Genomic DNA, 12,847 nt, shown 5'->3' with positions numbered 1-12,847 from the left:
CGAAGCAAAGAAAAGTAGGTCGGCCGCCGGGCCGAGACCCGGCCTCGGGAAGCAACCGCCCAGCAGCATCCAACAGAGGCAAAGCCAACGCAACGCCCGAGCGAAACCACCCCCTTAACCAGGGTAGCTACCCCCCAAAAAAAGCCATCCCCTCACCAGCGGCACAATACCCTCCGAAAAGCGGCACCCGGCCGCCCCCGGAGACCCACCCCTATGAAAGCAACCTGGAACGGCGTAACCATCGCCGAAAGCGACGACACGGTCCTCGTCGAGGGCAACCACTACTTCCCGATGAGCTCGCTCAACCGCGACTTCGTCACCTTCAGCAACCACAAGACCACCTGCCCCTGGAAGGGCACGGCGAGCTATTACTCACTGCTGGTCAACGGCGAGCTCAGTGCCGACGCTGCCTGGTATTACGCCGATCCGAAGCCCGAAGCCGAAGAGATCCGCGACCGTGTCGCGTTCTGGAAGGACGTGAAGGTCAGCGAGAAGTGACCACGGCTGCATTCACTCCCCCGTTCATTTCGCCTGCCGAGTTGCCCGCCGCGCTGCGCGAGCAGGGCTATGCGGTGCTGAGCCCGCAGGGCGTGAGCGAATGGCTCGGCGTTCCCCTCTCGCAGCTCGATGCGCTGCATGCCGACTGGAACGACCTTCCCCCCGACGAGTACCTGAAGGACGGCGGCCGCTACCGCACCCGCCGCCATGCCTGCTTCACCGTCGAGGCCGACGAAGAGGCCACGCTCGCGCAGGTGCCGCATCGGGCGCACTGGCAGCCGGTCGAATACAACGCGCTGCACGGCGGCATGCAGCGATGGTTCGCGCCGATGCTCGAGGCTACCGTCGCGCAGCCTGTGTGGCAGCGGCTGCTGCAGCAGCTCGGAAGGGCCAGCAGCGAGATGCGCGGCGCGGCGCAGCGTTGGTACGTGGAGGCGCATCAGTTCCGCATCGACACCGCAGGCGGCATCGGACGCCCCACGCCCGAGGGCGCGCACCGGGACGGCGTGGATCTGGTGGCTGTCGCGCTCGTGGGGCGGCACGGCATCAAGGGCGGCGAGACGCGCGTGTTCGAGGCCAACGGGCGTCGCGGCGAGCGCTTCACGATGACCGAGCCGTGGACGCTGCTGCTGCTCGACGACGCGCGCGTGATCCACGAGTCGACGCCGATCCAGCCGCTCGAAGAGGGCGGCGAAGGCTGGCGCGACACGCTGGTGATCACCTGCCGGGCAGAGGGTTTCCAGGGGGATTGAGGCCCTGCAATATCGGGTCTTGCCCTTGCTGGTACGAGTCCTACAGCCCGCGCCGAGCAACAGCGGTTAAATTCGGGGCCCCGGTCCGTCATGGGCCGAGTCTGTCTGCGAACGAAAGCGAGGTCCCGCCATGTTCAATCACATCCTGGTTCCGATCGACGGCTCCGAAACTTCCATGCTCGCCGTCAGCAAGGCCAGCGGCCTCGCGCTGGCCTTCGGTAGCCGCATCACGCTGATCCACGTGATCGACAACTATCCCTTCATCGGCGTGGGCGCGGACTACGCGCTCGGCCAGAACGAATACCTCGCGGCGGCCACTGCCAGTGCCAATGCCGCACTCGCGCGCGGCGTGGCGGCGCTCGCGGCCGAGGGCCTGCACAGCGACCAGCGCGTGATTGACGGCCACGTGGTGCACGAAGGCATCGTCGACACGGCCATCGCCATCGCGGCCGACCTGATCGTGATGGGCTCCCACGGCCGCAGCGGCATCGAGAAACTGCTGCTGGGCAGCGTGACGCAGCGCGTGCTGCAGGATGCGAACATGCCTGTGCTGGTCGTCAAGGGCGGCTGAGCGGCAACGGCAACGACACAACAACGGAAACCGCGGCGTCTGTAGCGGCATCGAGGATCGATCGGGCGATCGGCCGGGCAGGACGTCAGGCGAATCCGGAGGGCCGCTCGAAGCGGAGTTCCTGTCCCGTCACGGGATGCACGAACCCCAGTTCGCTGGCATGCAGCATCAGGCGCGGCGCGCGTGACTGCAGTGCAGCATCGCCATACAGCGCATCGCCCAGGATCGGATGGCCGATCGACAGCAGGTGCACCCGCAGCTGATGTGAGCGGCCCGTCAGGGGCTCCAGCAGCACGTGCGTGGAGGCAGGCTCTCCGGCCAGCACCGAAATGGTCTTCCACCGGGTGAGGCTGGGCTTGCCCTCCGGGTCGATCTTCTGCAGCGGGCGGCGCGGCCAGTCGGCCATCAGGGGCGCGTCGATCACCGACCAGTCCTCCCGCAGCGGCATTTGGCCGTCGACGACGGCTTCATAGCGCTTGTGCACCCTGCGTTCGGCGAATCCGGCGCTCAGCGCGCGCTGCATCTCGATGCCTCGCGCCATCACCACCAGCCCGCTGGTGGCCATGTCGAGGCGGTGCACGATGAGTGCGTCGGGCCACTGCCGCATGGCGCGCGCGCTCAGGCAGTCCTGCTTGTCCTCGCCGCGGCCGGGCACGCAGAGCAGGCCGGCGGGCTTGTCGAGCACCAGCAGGTACGGGTCTTCGTGGACGGGTTGCAGCAGCGGCGGGGCGGTCATGGATGCGACCGAGTGTAGACAGGGGCCCGGGCGGGGCTTGCCCGGGCTCACGCCCTGCTCATGCGGGCTCGGCTATCCTCGGGCGGATGTCCGGCCCCGCCCCCGCTTCCGTCTCCTCCTCTTCCTCTCCCGACGTCCAGGCGGCTTCTCCCCCGAGCTTCTCCGACCTGACGCGCGAACGCCCCTTCATGCAGATGTGGACGGCGCGCCTCTTCGGCACGGCCGCCTCGCAGATGCTGCTGGTGGCCATCGGCTGGCACATGTACGAGCTCACCGGCAGCGCGTGGGACCTGGGGCTGGTCGGCCTCTACCAGTTCGTGCCCGCGCTGGTGCTGGCGCTGCTGGCCGGCCACATCGTCGACCGCCACCATCGCGGGCGCATCGTGGCGGCCTGTTTCGCGGTGCAGGGGCTGGTGGCGCTGGTGCTGCTGCTGGCTGTGCTGGAGAAGCACGACACGCGCGGCCTGCTGCTGGGGCTGTCGCTGGTGCTGGGCGCGGTGCGTGCCTTCCAGATGCCGGCGCAGCAGGCGCTGACGCCGCTGCTGGTGCCGCCGACCATGCTGTCGCGCGCGATGGCCTTCAGCTCGGCGGGCATGCAGGGGGCAATCATCGGCGGGCCGGCCCTGGGCGGCCTGCTGTTCGTGGCGGGCATGGCGGTGGTGTACGGCGCCAGCGTGGTGTTCTTCGCCGTCGCCTGCGCGCTGGTGCTGCGGCTTCGCTACGCCTACACGCCGGCCGCGCGCGAGCCGGTGACCCTGGCGACGGTGTTCGCGGGCGTCGATTTCATCTGGAAGCGCAAGCCGGTGCTCGGCGCCGTGTCGCTCGACCTGTTCGCGGTGCTGCTGGGCGGCGCGGTGGCGCTTCTGCCGATCTACGCCAAGGACATCCTGCACACCGGCCCCTGGGGCCTGGGCCTGCTGCGCAGCGCGCCTGCGGTGGGTGCGCTGGTGATGTCCATCGCGCTCACGCGGCGGCCGGTGGAGCGCCACGTGGGGCGCACGCTGCTGCTGGCGATCGCGGTGTTCGGGCTGTGCATGGTGGTGTTCGGCATCTCGAAGAGCTTCGTCGTCTCGCTGATCGCGCTGGCGGTCTCGGGCGGCGCCGACATGGTCAACGTGGTGATCCGCCAGACGCTGGTGCAGCTCGAAACGCCTGACGCCATGCGCGGGCGGGTGAGCGCGGTGAACTCGATCTTCATCGGCGCGAGCAACCAGCTCGGCGAGTTCGAGTCGGGCGCCACGGCTGCGCTGCTGGGGCCGGTCGGCTCGGTGGTGGTGGGCGGCGTGGGCACGATGCTGGTCGCGCTGACCTGGTTCAAGCTGTTCCCGTCGCTCGCGCAGCGCGACCGGCTGGTGGTGGCGGCGCCTTCGGTCAGGCCGCCGGCCTGAGCCGGCCAGGGCTGCTCAGTCGGCGAAGAGGGCGCGTGCGCCGGGTACCTCGAGCGTGACGTCGCCCAGCGCCTGCGCCACGCAGGGCAGGATCCAGCCCTCGGCCTTTTCCTCGGCGCTCAGGCCGGGCCATTCGATGATGTGGCGGGTTTCGCCCGCACGCCGCAGGCAGATGCAGGTGCGGCAGGTGCCGTTGCGGCACGAGCTCGGCAGTTCGATGCCGGCGGCCTCGGCGGCCTTCAGCAGGGTGGTTTCGGCGTCGGTCTCGAAGTCGAGGCCCGAAGGCTCGATCCGGACCTTCATGGCTGTCGCTGCGGTTGCTGATGCTGCTGCTCGCGGCGTTGCTCGCGCAGCATGAAGAGATAAAGGCTTTCGACCTTCTCGCGCGCCCACGGCGTCTTGCGAAGGAACTTGAGGCTGGAGCCCACGCTCGGGTCGAGCGTGAAGCAGCGGATGGGAACGAGCTCGCTCAGCCTCGGCCACCCGTAGTGGCCCGCCAGCGCCGTGACGATGGCCTCCAGCGTGACCCCGTGCAGCGGGTTGCGCGGCTGGGGTCTGGGGGCGGCGGGCGCCGGCGTTTCGCTCATCACTTGTTCTTGAGCTTGCCGCGGGGGATGACCTCGGTGGTGACCGTGCGTACCGGTTCGAAGCCGCCGGTGTTCACCGGCTTGGGCGGCGAGGAGTCCTTCTTCGGTTTCTTCGCTTCCTTGTTGCTGCGTTGCTGACCCTTGGCCATGTCTATTTCTCCGGTTGTTGCGGCAATGCGGCGTGCAGTTTAGCGGTGCGGCGACAATACGCGGTTCCATTCGATTTCCCGCATTCATGTCAGATTACGAAGTTCGCCCCGCGACCCTGCGCGACGCCAAGGCCGTCGCAGAAATCCACGCACTCTCCGTCAAGGCCGCCTACGAGGGCATCCTGCCCGAGGATGAACTGCGCGCCCTGGCTCCTGCCACGCGCGAAGCCAAGTGGCGCGAGGCCATCGAGTACGGCGAACCCCAGGTGCACGTGGTGGTGCAGGGCAGCGAGATCGTCGGCTTCGTTGGCTTCGACCGCTCGCGCGACCCCAAGACCCCGCCGACCACCGGCGAGATCTGGGCCATCTACGTCAAGCCCGAGCACTGGGGCAAGGGCGCCGGCGTGGCCCTGTGGGACGCCGCCCGCGAAGGCCTGGAGGACGAGGGTTGCACCACGGTCACCATCTGGGTGCCCATCCGCAACGATCGCGCCATGCGCTTCCACGAGCTCGCAGGCTTCAAGCGCGAGATGAAGACCGCCAAGACCACCGCCATCGGCACCGTGCGCATCGAGGAAATCCGCCTCAAGCGCAGCGTGGCCTGATCGGGCGAGGCCATCATGGACGCCGCCGGCAGCAGTTCTTCTTCCCTCGGCCACGCCGCGCGCGTGCGTTCGCACCAGCGCCGCACCGCCGCCGTGCAGTGGATACGCCGCACCCATGGCTGGTTCGGCCTCTGGGGCGCGGTGCTGGGGCTGCTGTTCGGCTTCAGCGGCATCTGGCTCAACCACCGCAACGTGCTGAAGCTGCCGCAGGCCCAGGAACGTACACGCGCCCAGCTTGCGCTGCCCGACCCGGTGCCGCAGACGCCCGAGGCCATGAGCCGATGGCTGCAGGAGGCGCTGCGCATGAGCAGCCCGCCGAACTCCAGCCGCATCGAGCCCGCCAAGCCCGTGGCATGGGCCGACAAGAGCGACAAGGGTGCGCCCGCGCTCACCCAGCCGGCGCACTGGATCTTCAACTTCGGCGGGCCCGACGAGATCGTGCAGGCCGAGTACTGGCAGGGCAACCGCTCGGTGGGCGTGACCACCACGCGCAACGGCTTCGTCGCCACGCTCACCAACATGCACAAGGGCGGCGGCATGCCGCTGGCATGGATCCTCCTGGTCGACACGCTGGCCGGAAGCCTGATCTTCCTGTCGATCTCGGGCGTGGTGCTGTGGATGCTCACGCACCGGCGCCGCCGCGTCGGCCTCGCGCTGTTCGGCGCCTCGCTGGCGGCCGTGCTGGCCATTGCGCTGAGCGCGCTCTGAGGGGCTGCGGCGCCTTTTCTCCGCGGCGCCTGCGTACGGGTATTGCCGGGGCGCGACACGGCTGCGGATAAGCTCGCCGCTTCCCTTACAGCCCCAATCTGCCCATGGCCTCCAGCCTGCTCCTGCTGCTCGACGACATCGCCACCGTTCTCGACGACGTATCGGTCCTCACCAAGGTGGCCGCCAAGAAGACGGCCGGCGTCCTCGGCGACGACCTCGCGCTCAACGCGCAGCAGGTCACCGGCGTCAAGGCCGACCGCGAGATTCCGGTGGTGTGGGCCGTGTGCAAGGGCTCCTTCGTCAACAAGGCCATCCTCGTGCCGGCCGCGCTGGCCATCGGCACCTGGCTGCCCTGGCTGGTGACGCCGCTGCTGATGATCGGCGGTGCATTCCTCTGCTTCGAAGGCGCCGAGAAGCTGGCGCACAAGTTCCTGCACAAGGACGAACACGACACCGACACGCAGCGCCACGAGAAGGCCATGGCCGAAGCCTCGGTCGACGTGGTCGCGATGGAGAAGGACAAGATCAAGGGCGCGGTGCGCACCGACTTCATCCTCTCGGCCGAGATCATCGCCATCACGCTGGGCACCGTGCAGGGCCAGCCCTTCACCACGCAACTGACCGTGCTGGTGGGCATCGCCCTGATCATGACCATCGGCGTCTACGGCCTGGTGGCCGGCATCGTGAAGCTCGACGACGCGGGCCTCTACCTGAGCCAGCGCGCGAGCGCGGGCGCGCAGGCCCTGGGCCGCGGCATCCTGGCTGCGGCGCCGTGGCTCATGAAGGCGCTGTCGGTGGCCGGCACGGCCGCGATGTTCCTCGTGGGCGGCGGCATCCTCGTGCACGGCGTGCCGGCACTGGGCCACGCGGTCGAAGACTGGGCCAAGGCCACGGGCGGCGTGTTCGGCACGCTGGGTTCGATGGGCGTGAACGCCGGCGTGGGCCTCGTGGCCGGCGCGATCGTGCTGGCGGTCGTGGAACTGGTCGGCAAGATGCGCGGCAAGAAGCACTGAGGCGCCGCCACTTCGATGGACGAAACCCGCCACGAGGCGGGTTTTCTTTTTACTGGCGCTTCCTGCCGAGCTTCAACAGCTCGACCACGATCAGCACCACCCCCAGCACCAGCGCGAACCAGCCCACCAGATAGGCCCCCGCCACCATCTCGAACCAGCGCGTGCCCTGCAGGAAGCGCGGCCCCAGCAGGACGGCGGCGCCGATCACGAGGCAGAGGATGCCGCGCTCGAGGGTGCGGAGTTGTCGTTTGGGCTGGGCCATGGGTCTTCGTTCTTTCGGGGAAATGCTGATTCGTCAGTGCGTCATTTTCCCGCGCATCGCCGCCGGATGGCCCTGCAGCTGGAACGATTTGCCCGTCGGTACCAGCGTATCCCCATCCAGCCGCAGGATCGTGACATCCTGGTCGATGAAGTTGCCCACGTACAGGTACTTCCCATCGGCGCTCCACACCGCGCCCTCGGGCAGCCCGCGCACCACCACCTCGTTGGCACGCGTGACCTTCTTGCCGTCGATCTTCAGCAGTACCACCGAGCCGTTGCGGTTGTAGAAGTAGGCGTTCTTCGCTGCGTTGCTGCCGCGCAGGATCACGGCCACCGCATGCTTGCCGGTCGGGCTCACGGCCAGGCCCTCGGGGCCGTCGCCGACGACCACCTTGTCGACCACGCGCGGCGGCGCCGCTTCCATGTCGATCACGCTGACCGTGTCGACCTGGCCGTCGGAAGCGCCCGAGTTGCCGTTGTCGGCGGTGAGCGCGAGCTTGCCGTCGGGCGTCACGTCGACGTTGTAGGGCCACAGGCCGGCGGCGAGGTCGACCTTGTTGTAGCTGACCTTCTCGCCGTTCACGTCCAGCAACGCGATCTTGTGGCTCGGGAACTTGGCCGCGAGCGCGCGCCTGCCGTCGGGCGTGAAGCGCACATGCGCCACCGAGTCGCCCATGGCCACCGTGTCGACGAGCGTGACCTTCTTGCCCGCGATGCGCAGCACGCTCACCGAGTTGTCGGCGCGGTTGGCCACCAGGGCGAGATCGCCCGTGCGGTTGATCGAAAGGCCCGAAGGCTGCTTGCCCACCTGCAGTGTGTCGAGCAGCTTGGGCGGCGTGGTGGTCAGGTCGATCACGAAGAGCCGGTTGTCCGGCACCTGCTTGCGTGCGCCGTTCTCCTCGACTACGTTGAGCGAGTTGGCGACCAGCGCCAGCGTCTCGCCGGGCGTGATCGCGAGGTTGGTGGGCGGGCCGGCGATGGTGTTGTCCAGCTGCAGCGTGCCGAGCACCTTGGGCGCGAGCGGATCGGTGCCGATGTCCAGAACCTGCACCGTGTCGCGGCCCATCGGGCCGAGGATCACCGCGCCGGCGTCGTTCCACGACTGCTTTTCGTCGTTGGCCACCAGCATCAGCTGGCGTTGGGGCACGGTGGGGGTGAGGTTCGTGCAGCCAGCGAGGAACGCGAGGGCAAGGGCCCCGAGCGCGGTGGAACGCAACTTCATGGGTGTCTCCGGTATGTGTTGTTGTGACGGCGCATGGTAGCGAAGGAGGCGGGCGGCACAATCGGCCGACCGATCCAACCGCCCGAAAAGCCCATGACCATCGAGATCCCGAAAGAAGCCCGCCAGCAGGCCATCACCTCCATCGAGCGCTACTTCCGCGAGAACATGGACGAGCCCATCGGCAACGTCGCTGCCGGTGCGCTGCTCGGCTTCTTTCTGGAGGAGATCGGGCCGCTGGTCTACAACCGGGCGGTGGCCGAGGTGCAGGAGCGGCTGCAGGCGCGCATCTCCGAGATCGACCTCGAGGTGCACGAGGACGAGTTCCAGTACTGGCGCAAGTTCGACAGGCAGAAGAAGGGCCGCTGACGAAGTCTTCGGGCGTGGTGCCCGCGCATCGCGGCGGGTTCAGAAATGCTTCAAAACGTTGCAGAATTCGGGGCCATGCCCTTCCACCGCACTTCCCGACACCGCGCAGCTTCCCTGGTTCTGCGCACCCTTTCGGCCCTGCCGCTCGTGCTCGCCGCCTCCCTCGCCACCGCGCAGCAGGACCCTTCCGGCTTTCCGCTCGATTCGGTCGGCTACCTCAACGAGGAGCTGCCCCGCATGGAGGCCGCCATCGCCGCGAAGGACCGCAGCTTCTTCCACGGCGCAATGGTCCGCACGGTGGCGTTCTCGGAGCGCTGGGGCTTCAAGAGCAAGGCAAATCCCGAGCTTGCTGCTTACTCGATGTGCACCGCGGCCGTGATGGACTACGCTGTGGTCGGCATGTGCAGGCTCGCGCCGTCCGAGGAGTGCGAGCCCGGGCTGGCCTCGCGCTTCGACGCGAACGTGCAGCGCTGCCGCGAAGTGGCCGCCAGGAAATAGACACCCGGAAGACGGAAGACCAACGAGAGAGACATCCGCCATGGACTACGCCCGCTACAAGACCCTCGCCATCGAGCGCCGCGGCGCGAACGGCGCGGTGCTCGACATCCGCATGCTGGCGGCCAACGGCAAGCTGCCCACGGCGGGCCATGACGGCCACCGCGAACTCGCCGAGATATGGCGCGACGTGTCCGCCGACGAAAGCGTGCGCTGCGCCGTGCTGCGCGGCGAGGGGCTGGGCTTCTCGGGCGGCGGCGACCTGGGCATGGTGCAGGACATGACCACCGACGACGCGGTGCGCCAGCGCGTGTGGCGCGAGGCGAGAGACCTGGTCTACAACATCGTCAACTGCGACAAGCCGATCGTGAGCGCGATGCACGGCCCCGCGGTGGGCGCGGGCCTGGTGGCCGGGCTGCTGGCCGACATCTCCATCGCCGCGAAGAACGCGAAGATCGTCGATGGCCACACCCGCCTGGGCGTGGCGGCCGGCGACCACGCGGCCATCGTCTGGCCGCTTCTGTGCGGCATGGCCAAGGCCAAGTACCACCTGCTGCTGTGCGAGCCGGTGAGCGGCGAGGAGGCAGAGCGCATCGGCCTTGTATCGCTCGCGGTGGAAGAGGCCGACCTGCTGCCGCGCGCCTACGAGGTGGCCGACCGCCTCGCAGCCGGCAGCCAGAGCGCCATCCGCCTCACCAAGTACGCGCTGAACAACTGGCTGCGCCAGGCCGGTCCGACCTTCGATGCCTCCCTGGCGCTCGAATTCATGGGCTTCGCGGGAGCGGACGTGCGCGAGGGTGTCGCTTCACTGCGCGAGAAGCGGGCGCCGAACTTCGGCTGAGGTTTCGATTTTTCGCGAGACACCGGGGAACCGGCTTTGCCGGGCCGCAGGTGTCGTCCCCTGAAAGGGGGGTGGCGAAGCGACACGAAGGCGCGCGAAGACTGGAGGTCAGCTCGCCTTCAACCCCTGCAGCGTCTGCAACAGCACCACGCGCGTCTGCCCCAGGATCATTCCCTTCCACTCGTCGTTGTCGCAGTAGAAGGCGTCGCGCAGCCGCGTGCGGATCTCACGCTTCTGCGCCTCGGGGGCCTCGGGATGGCGGCGCAGCCAGGTGTCGGCGCGCAGGCGGTCCAGCACCTCGCCGTCGGGCAGGGTGCCGAACTCCAGGCCCATGGGCGCGATCTTCGCGTTCGGGCATTCGTCGTACGCGGTGGAGATCACAGGGCCTGATACATCGGCCGAGGCGGAGTCGCCTGCGAAGGGGGCGAACACGTCGGCGCCCCACCATGCGTGGGCGCGCGCCAGGTCGTCGGGGGTGTTGCGGCCGGGGTAGATCTTCTCGCCGTGGCCGTAGGGACCCAGGCCGGTGTGCACGTCGATCCAGCCCAGGTGCGTGGCCGAGGCGGCGTACTTGCGCAGGATCTTGCGGATGGTCCCGTTGCTCCACGAAGGCGCGGTGCCGCCGTAGAACAGGCCGTCGGGCGAGGTGTACTGGCCGCGCGTCACGGCGGCGCGGAAGGCGCGCATGCCGTGCTTCGCCACGTATGCGGCCACGGCCGCCTCGTCGGCGGGCGTCGGCGGCCAGGTGGCTGGCAGCACCAGGGGCTCGACCTCGGCGTACTCGGCGTTCACCGGAAGCGGCGCATTGAAGTCGATGTGGTTGCGGTTCAGGTCGATGTTGTCTTCGTTCGTGCGATGCAGGTGCGAGAAGCCGTGCGGGTTGATCGCGTGCACCAGCAGCAGCGAGACGCCGGCCTGCTCCAGCCGCGAGAGCAGGTCCGCGTCGTTGAGCGTGGCGATCTGCGTGCCCGAGCCGCAGAAGCCTTCGGGGCCGTGCGTGCCGGAGCTCACGAGCAGCACTTTCTTCGCGTCGATGGCGCCGACCAGCGCGACGTCGGTGGCCAGCTCTTCGCCGAGCGCGCCCTTGTGAGCCTCCATCACGAACGACTCGACGGCGGCGCCGCGCTGCGCGGCGGCCTCGAGGAACTTGGCGCGGGCCTCGACGTAGGTGCCCGAGAAGAACCGCGCGGCGGCAGTGGGTTGTGCTTGCATGGGGTGGGAACTCCTGTGCTTGGAATGATGAAGGCCGTCAGGTGTTTGCGTTCGCGTGGGCGCCGGCGGCGTCGATGTCGCGGCCCGTATGGTCGCGCAGCCAGAGCAGGCCCAGCAGCGAGACCACCGTCATCGCCACCAGGTACCACGCCGGCGCGAGCTTGCTGCCCGTGGCGTTGAGCAGCCAGGTGCTGATGAAGGGTGCGAAGCCGCCGAAGAGGGCCACGCCCACGCTGTAGACCAGCGACATGCCGCTGGCGCGCACCGCCTTAGGGAACATCTCGGGCAGCATCGTGATGCCCGGCACCGTCTGCACCACCAGCCCGAAGCTGAACACGCCGAGCACCACGAACAGCACCGTGGGCGTCGGCGAGGCATTGAGCCACAGGAAGCCGGGGTAGATCAGCAGCGCCAGCGCGACGCGGCTCCAGACGATCAGCGTCTTGCGGCCCACCACGTCCGACAGCTTGCCGACGAAGGGTGCGAAGGCGAACGAGATCAGGCCGGTGGTCGCCGCGCCGAAGAGCGCCACCGATGGCGTGAAGCCGAGTTCGCGCACGGCGTAGGTCGGCATGTAGAAGGTCACGACATACGCAGCCGTGGTGCCGCCGACCAGCGAAAGAATCGCCGCGAGCACCGTCCTGCCGTGCCGCGTGCAGACGATCTTCAGGCTGCTCTCGCGCGGCGCGGCGGCCTCCTGGGGCGAGATGTGCAGCGATTCCTCCAGGTGGCGGCGGATGTACATGCCCACGGGCGCGATCAGCATGCCGATGACGAAGGGAATGCGCCAGCCCCAGCTCTGCATCGATTCGGCCGACAGCGTGAAGGTCAGGAGGCCCACCACGACGGCTCCGAGCATCACGCCCAGGCCCTGGCTCGCGAACTGCCAGCTCGCCATGTAGCCGCGGTTGGCCGGGGTGGCGTGCTCCACCAGCAGCGTGGTCGATGCGCCCACTTCGCCGCCGGCCGAGAAGCCCTGGATGAGCCGCGCCAGCACGATGACGATGGGCGCCGCGACGCCGATCGACGCGTAGGTGGGCGTGAAGGCGATCATGGCGCAGCCCAGCGCCATCAGGAAGATGGTGAGCGTCATGGCCTTCTTGCGGCCCGCGCGGTCGGCATAAGCGCCGATGACGATGCCGCCCAGCGGCCGCATGATGAAGCCGACGCCGAAGCTGGCCACCGTCAGCAGCAGCTGGCCGTAGGAGCTGAACGTGGGGAAGAACAGCTTGCCGATCACGAGCGCCAGGAAGCCGTAGACGGTGAAGTCGAAGAATTCCAGCCCGTTGCCGATGGTGGTGGCCACGATGGTCTGGCGGCGGCGCGCAGGGGAGGAGGGGGACGAGGAGGGCGCGGGCCGGTTGCTTGGGGTGCTCATGTGTCTCCAGTGGTGGATTGGCTTTTTTGGAATGGGTCTTCGCGGGTGTCGGTCGAAGGTCTGCG

General features: G+C 68.5%; 18 protein-coding genes. 10 read left to right on the top strand and 8 right to left on the bottom strand.

Annotated features, from left to right (window positions below):
- The first annotated feature begins 213 nt into the window (after positions 1–213).
- The 3 genes from ACTJLF_RS32160 to ACTJLF_RS32150 all read left to right on the top strand — a co-directional run bounded on the left by ACTJLF_RS32160 (position 214) and on the right by ACTJLF_RS32150 (position 1,821).
- A complete protein-coding gene (locus tag ACTJLF_RS32160) occupies positions 214–498 on the top strand; it encodes a DUF427 domain-containing protein (protein ID WP_019654936.1) in 285 nt (94 codons plus the stop codon).
- Positions 495–1,250, top strand: coding sequence for a 2OG-Fe dioxygenase family protein (locus ACTJLF_RS32155; protein ID WP_019654937.1), 756 nt, complete (start codon positions 495–497; stop codon positions 1,248–1,250). Before ACTJLF_RS32160 ends, ACTJLF_RS32155 begins: the two co-directional genes overlap by 4 nt.
- A 130-nt stretch (positions 1,251–1,380) precedes the next feature.
- The gene (locus ACTJLF_RS32150) at positions 1,381–1,821 is read left to right on the top strand and encodes a universal stress protein (RefSeq protein WP_007833935.1); all 441 of its coding nucleotides are present in this window, start codon (positions 1,381–1,383) and stop codon (positions 1,819–1,821) included.
- A gap of 85 nt (positions 1,822–1,906) precedes the next feature.
- Here ACTJLF_RS32150 and ACTJLF_RS32145 read toward each other — a convergent pair whose 3' ends face one another.
- Positions 1,907–2,557, bottom strand: coding sequence for an RluA family pseudouridine synthase (locus ACTJLF_RS32145; protein WP_440884685.1), 651 nt, complete (start codon positions 2,555–2,557; stop codon positions 1,907–1,909).
- Positions 2,558–2,643: 86 nt separating this feature from the next.
- On the opposite strand from ACTJLF_RS32145, the gene ACTJLF_RS32140 reads away from it, so the two are divergent.
- The gene (locus tag ACTJLF_RS32140) at positions 2,644–3,945 is read left to right on the top strand and encodes an MFS transporter (RefSeq protein ID WP_207902275.1); all 1,302 of its coding nucleotides are present in this window, start codon (positions 2,644–2,646) and stop codon (positions 3,943–3,945) included.
- A gap of 15 nt (positions 3,946–3,960) precedes the next feature.
- Here ACTJLF_RS32140 and ACTJLF_RS32135 read toward each other — a convergent pair whose 3' ends face one another.
- Genes ACTJLF_RS32135 through ACTJLF_RS32125 form a run of 3 tightly spaced genes read right to left on the bottom strand, consistent with a single transcriptional unit; the run spans position 3,961 to position 4,681 of the window.
- The gene (locus ACTJLF_RS32135) at positions 3,961–4,248 is read right to left on the bottom strand and encodes a 2Fe-2S iron-sulfur cluster-binding protein (protein WP_126186027.1); all 288 of its coding nucleotides are present in this window, start codon (positions 4,246–4,248) and stop codon (positions 3,961–3,963) included.
- Complete coding sequence (locus ACTJLF_RS32130) at positions 4,245–4,532, bottom strand: VF530 family DNA-binding protein (protein ID WP_126186026.1); 288 nt, start codon at positions 4,530–4,532, stop codon at positions 4,245–4,247. Before ACTJLF_RS32130 ends, ACTJLF_RS32135 begins: the two co-directional genes overlap by 4 nt.
- Positions 4,532–4,681: a hypothetical protein gene (locus ACTJLF_RS32125; protein WP_019654943.1), complete on the bottom strand. Its 150-nt coding sequence runs from the start codon at positions 4,679–4,681 to the stop codon at positions 4,532–4,534. The genes ACTJLF_RS32130 and ACTJLF_RS32125 overlap by 1 nt, the downstream gene beginning before the upstream one ends.
- Positions 4,682–4,767: 86 nt before the next feature.
- Here ACTJLF_RS32125 and ACTJLF_RS32120 point away from each other — a divergent pair, with 86 nt between their 5' ends.
- The 3 genes from ACTJLF_RS32120 to ACTJLF_RS32110 all read left to right on the top strand — a co-directional run bounded on the left by ACTJLF_RS32120 (position 4,768) and on the right by ACTJLF_RS32110 (position 7,007).
- The gene (locus ACTJLF_RS32120; protein ID WP_019654944.1) at positions 4,768–5,286 is read left to right on the top strand and encodes a GNAT family N-acetyltransferase; all 519 of its coding nucleotides are present in this window, start codon (positions 4,768–4,770) and stop codon (positions 5,284–5,286) included.
- 15 nt (positions 5,287–5,301) lie between these two features.
- Positions 5,302–5,994: a PepSY-associated TM helix domain-containing protein gene (locus ACTJLF_RS32115; RefSeq protein WP_019654945.1), complete on the top strand. Its 693-nt coding sequence runs from the start codon at positions 5,302–5,304 to the stop codon at positions 5,992–5,994.
- 104 nt (positions 5,995–6,098) lie between these two features.
- Positions 6,099–7,007 carry a DUF808 domain-containing protein gene (locus ACTJLF_RS32110; RefSeq protein ID WP_019654946.1) on the top strand — a complete coding sequence of 303 codons (909 nt, stop codon included), beginning with the start codon at positions 6,099–6,101 and terminating at the stop codon, positions 7,005–7,007.
- A 49-nt stretch (positions 7,008–7,056) separates the two neighbouring features.
- On the opposite strand, the gene ACTJLF_RS32105 is transcribed toward ACTJLF_RS32110, so the two are convergent.
- Together ACTJLF_RS32105 and ACTJLF_RS32100 are read right to left on the bottom strand one after the other, a co-directional pair.
- Positions 7,057–7,269, bottom strand: coding sequence for a hypothetical protein (locus ACTJLF_RS32105; RefSeq protein ID WP_126186024.1), 213 nt, complete (start codon positions 7,267–7,269; stop codon positions 7,057–7,059).
- A gap of 33 nt (positions 7,270–7,302) precedes the next feature.
- On the bottom strand, positions 7,303–8,490 hold the full coding sequence (locus ACTJLF_RS32100; protein WP_354326285.1) for a YncE family protein: 1,188 nt from the start codon (positions 8,488–8,490) through the stop codon (positions 7,303–7,305).
- A 93-nt stretch (positions 8,491–8,583) separates the two neighbouring features.
- Here ACTJLF_RS32100 and ACTJLF_RS32095 point away from each other — a divergent pair, with 93 nt between their 5' ends.
- From ACTJLF_RS32095 to ACTJLF_RS32085, 3 genes are all read left to right on the top strand, one after another.
- Entirely contained in the window at positions 8,584–8,856 is a 273-nt protein-coding gene (locus tag ACTJLF_RS32095; RefSeq protein ID WP_019654949.1) for a DUF2164 domain-containing protein, read from the top strand.
- Positions 8,857–8,931: 75 nt separating this feature from the next.
- On the top strand, positions 8,932–9,354 hold the full coding sequence (locus tag ACTJLF_RS32090) for a hypothetical protein (protein ID WP_019654950.1): 423 nt from the start codon (positions 8,932–8,934) through the stop codon (positions 9,352–9,354).
- A gap of 40 nt (positions 9,355–9,394) precedes the next feature.
- Entirely contained in the window at positions 9,395–10,192 is a 798-nt protein-coding gene (locus ACTJLF_RS32085; RefSeq protein ID WP_132755387.1) for an enoyl-CoA hydratase/isomerase family protein, read from the top strand.
- A 108-nt stretch (positions 10,193–10,300) separates the two neighbouring features.
- Here the strand turns inward: ACTJLF_RS32085 and ACTJLF_RS32080 are convergent, their stop codons facing one another.
- Both ACTJLF_RS32080 and ACTJLF_RS32075 read right to left on the bottom strand, forming a co-directional pair.
- Positions 10,301–11,404 (bottom strand): M14 family metallopeptidase, encoded by a 1,104-nt coding sequence (locus ACTJLF_RS32080; protein ID WP_440884684.1) that lies wholly within the window; start codon positions 11,402–11,404, stop codon positions 10,301–10,303.
- 37 nt (positions 11,405–11,441) lie between these two features.
- Positions 11,442–12,782 carry an MFS transporter gene (locus tag ACTJLF_RS32075; RefSeq protein ID WP_440884683.1) on the bottom strand — a complete coding sequence of 447 codons (1,341 nt, stop codon included), beginning with the start codon at positions 12,780–12,782 and terminating at the stop codon, positions 11,442–11,444.
- Between the last annotated feature and the right edge of the window lie 65 nt (positions 12,783–12,847).

The sequence above is a fragment of the Variovorax sp. 22077 genome (assembly GCF_052044195.1).
GTDB classification, from domain to species: domain Bacteria; phylum Pseudomonadota; class Gammaproteobacteria; order Burkholderiales; family Burkholderiaceae_C; genus Variovorax; species Variovorax atrisoli.
Note: the sequence above shows the minus strand (reverse complement) of the source record. Positions and strands in the feature narration are given on the sequence as shown.

Bases quoted from the DNA above. Each gene is read 5' to 3' on its own strand.
- ACTJLF_RS32100 (WP_354326285.1), bottom strand. From the start codon at position 8,490: ATGAAGTTGCGTTCCACCGCGCTCGGGGCCCTTGCCCTCGCGTTCCTC.
- ACTJLF_RS32080 (WP_440884684.1), bottom strand. From the start codon at position 11,404: ATGCAAGCACAACCCACTGCCGCCGCGCGGTTCTTCTCGGGCACCTAC.
- ACTJLF_RS32110 (WP_019654946.1), top strand. From the start codon at position 6,099: ATGGCCTCCAGCCTGCTCCTGCTGCTCGACGACATCGCCACCGTTCTC.
- ACTJLF_RS32130 (WP_126186026.1), bottom strand. From the start codon at position 4,532: ATGAGCGAAACGCCGGCGCCCGCCGCCCCCAGACCCCAGCCGCGCAAC.
- ACTJLF_RS32160 (WP_019654936.1), top strand. From the start codon at position 214: ATGAAAGCAACCTGGAACGGCGTAACCATCGCCGAAAGCGACGACACG.
- ACTJLF_RS32095 (WP_019654949.1), top strand. From the start codon at position 8,584: ATGACCATCGAGATCCCGAAAGAAGCCCGCCAGCAGGCCATCACCTCC.
- ACTJLF_RS32145 (WP_440884685.1), bottom strand. From the start codon at position 2,557: ATGACCGCCCCGCCGCTGCTGCAACCCGTCCACGAAGACCCGTACCTG.
- ACTJLF_RS32075 (WP_440884683.1), bottom strand. From the start codon at position 12,782: ATGAGCACCCCAAGCAACCGGCCCGCGCCCTCCTCGTCCCCCTCCTCC.
- ACTJLF_RS32090 (WP_019654950.1), top strand. From the start codon at position 8,932: ATGCCCTTCCACCGCACTTCCCGACACCGCGCAGCTTCCCTGGTTCTG.
- ACTJLF_RS32135 (WP_126186027.1), bottom strand. From the start codon at position 4,248: ATGAAGGTCCGGATCGAGCCTTCGGGCCTCGACTTCGAGACCGACGCC.
- ACTJLF_RS32125 (WP_019654943.1), bottom strand. From the start codon at position 4,681: ATGGCCAAGGGTCAGCAACGCAGCAACAAGGAAGCGAAGAAACCGAAG.
- ACTJLF_RS32120 (WP_019654944.1), top strand. From the start codon at position 4,768: ATGTCAGATTACGAAGTTCGCCCCGCGACCCTGCGCGACGCCAAGGCC.
- ACTJLF_RS32140 (WP_207902275.1), top strand. From the start codon at position 2,644: ATGTCCGGCCCCGCCCCCGCTTCCGTCTCCTCCTCTTCCTCTCCCGAC.
- ACTJLF_RS32150 (WP_007833935.1), top strand. From the start codon at position 1,381: ATGTTCAATCACATCCTGGTTCCGATCGACGGCTCCGAAACTTCCATG.
- ACTJLF_RS32105 (WP_126186024.1), bottom strand. From the start codon at position 7,269: ATGGCCCAGCCCAAACGACAACTCCGCACCCTCGAGCGCGGCATCCTC.
- ACTJLF_RS32085 (WP_132755387.1), top strand. From the start codon at position 9,395: ATGGACTACGCCCGCTACAAGACCCTCGCCATCGAGCGCCGCGGCGCG.
- ACTJLF_RS32115 (WP_019654945.1), top strand. From the start codon at position 5,302: ATGGACGCCGCCGGCAGCAGTTCTTCTTCCCTCGGCCACGCCGCGCGC.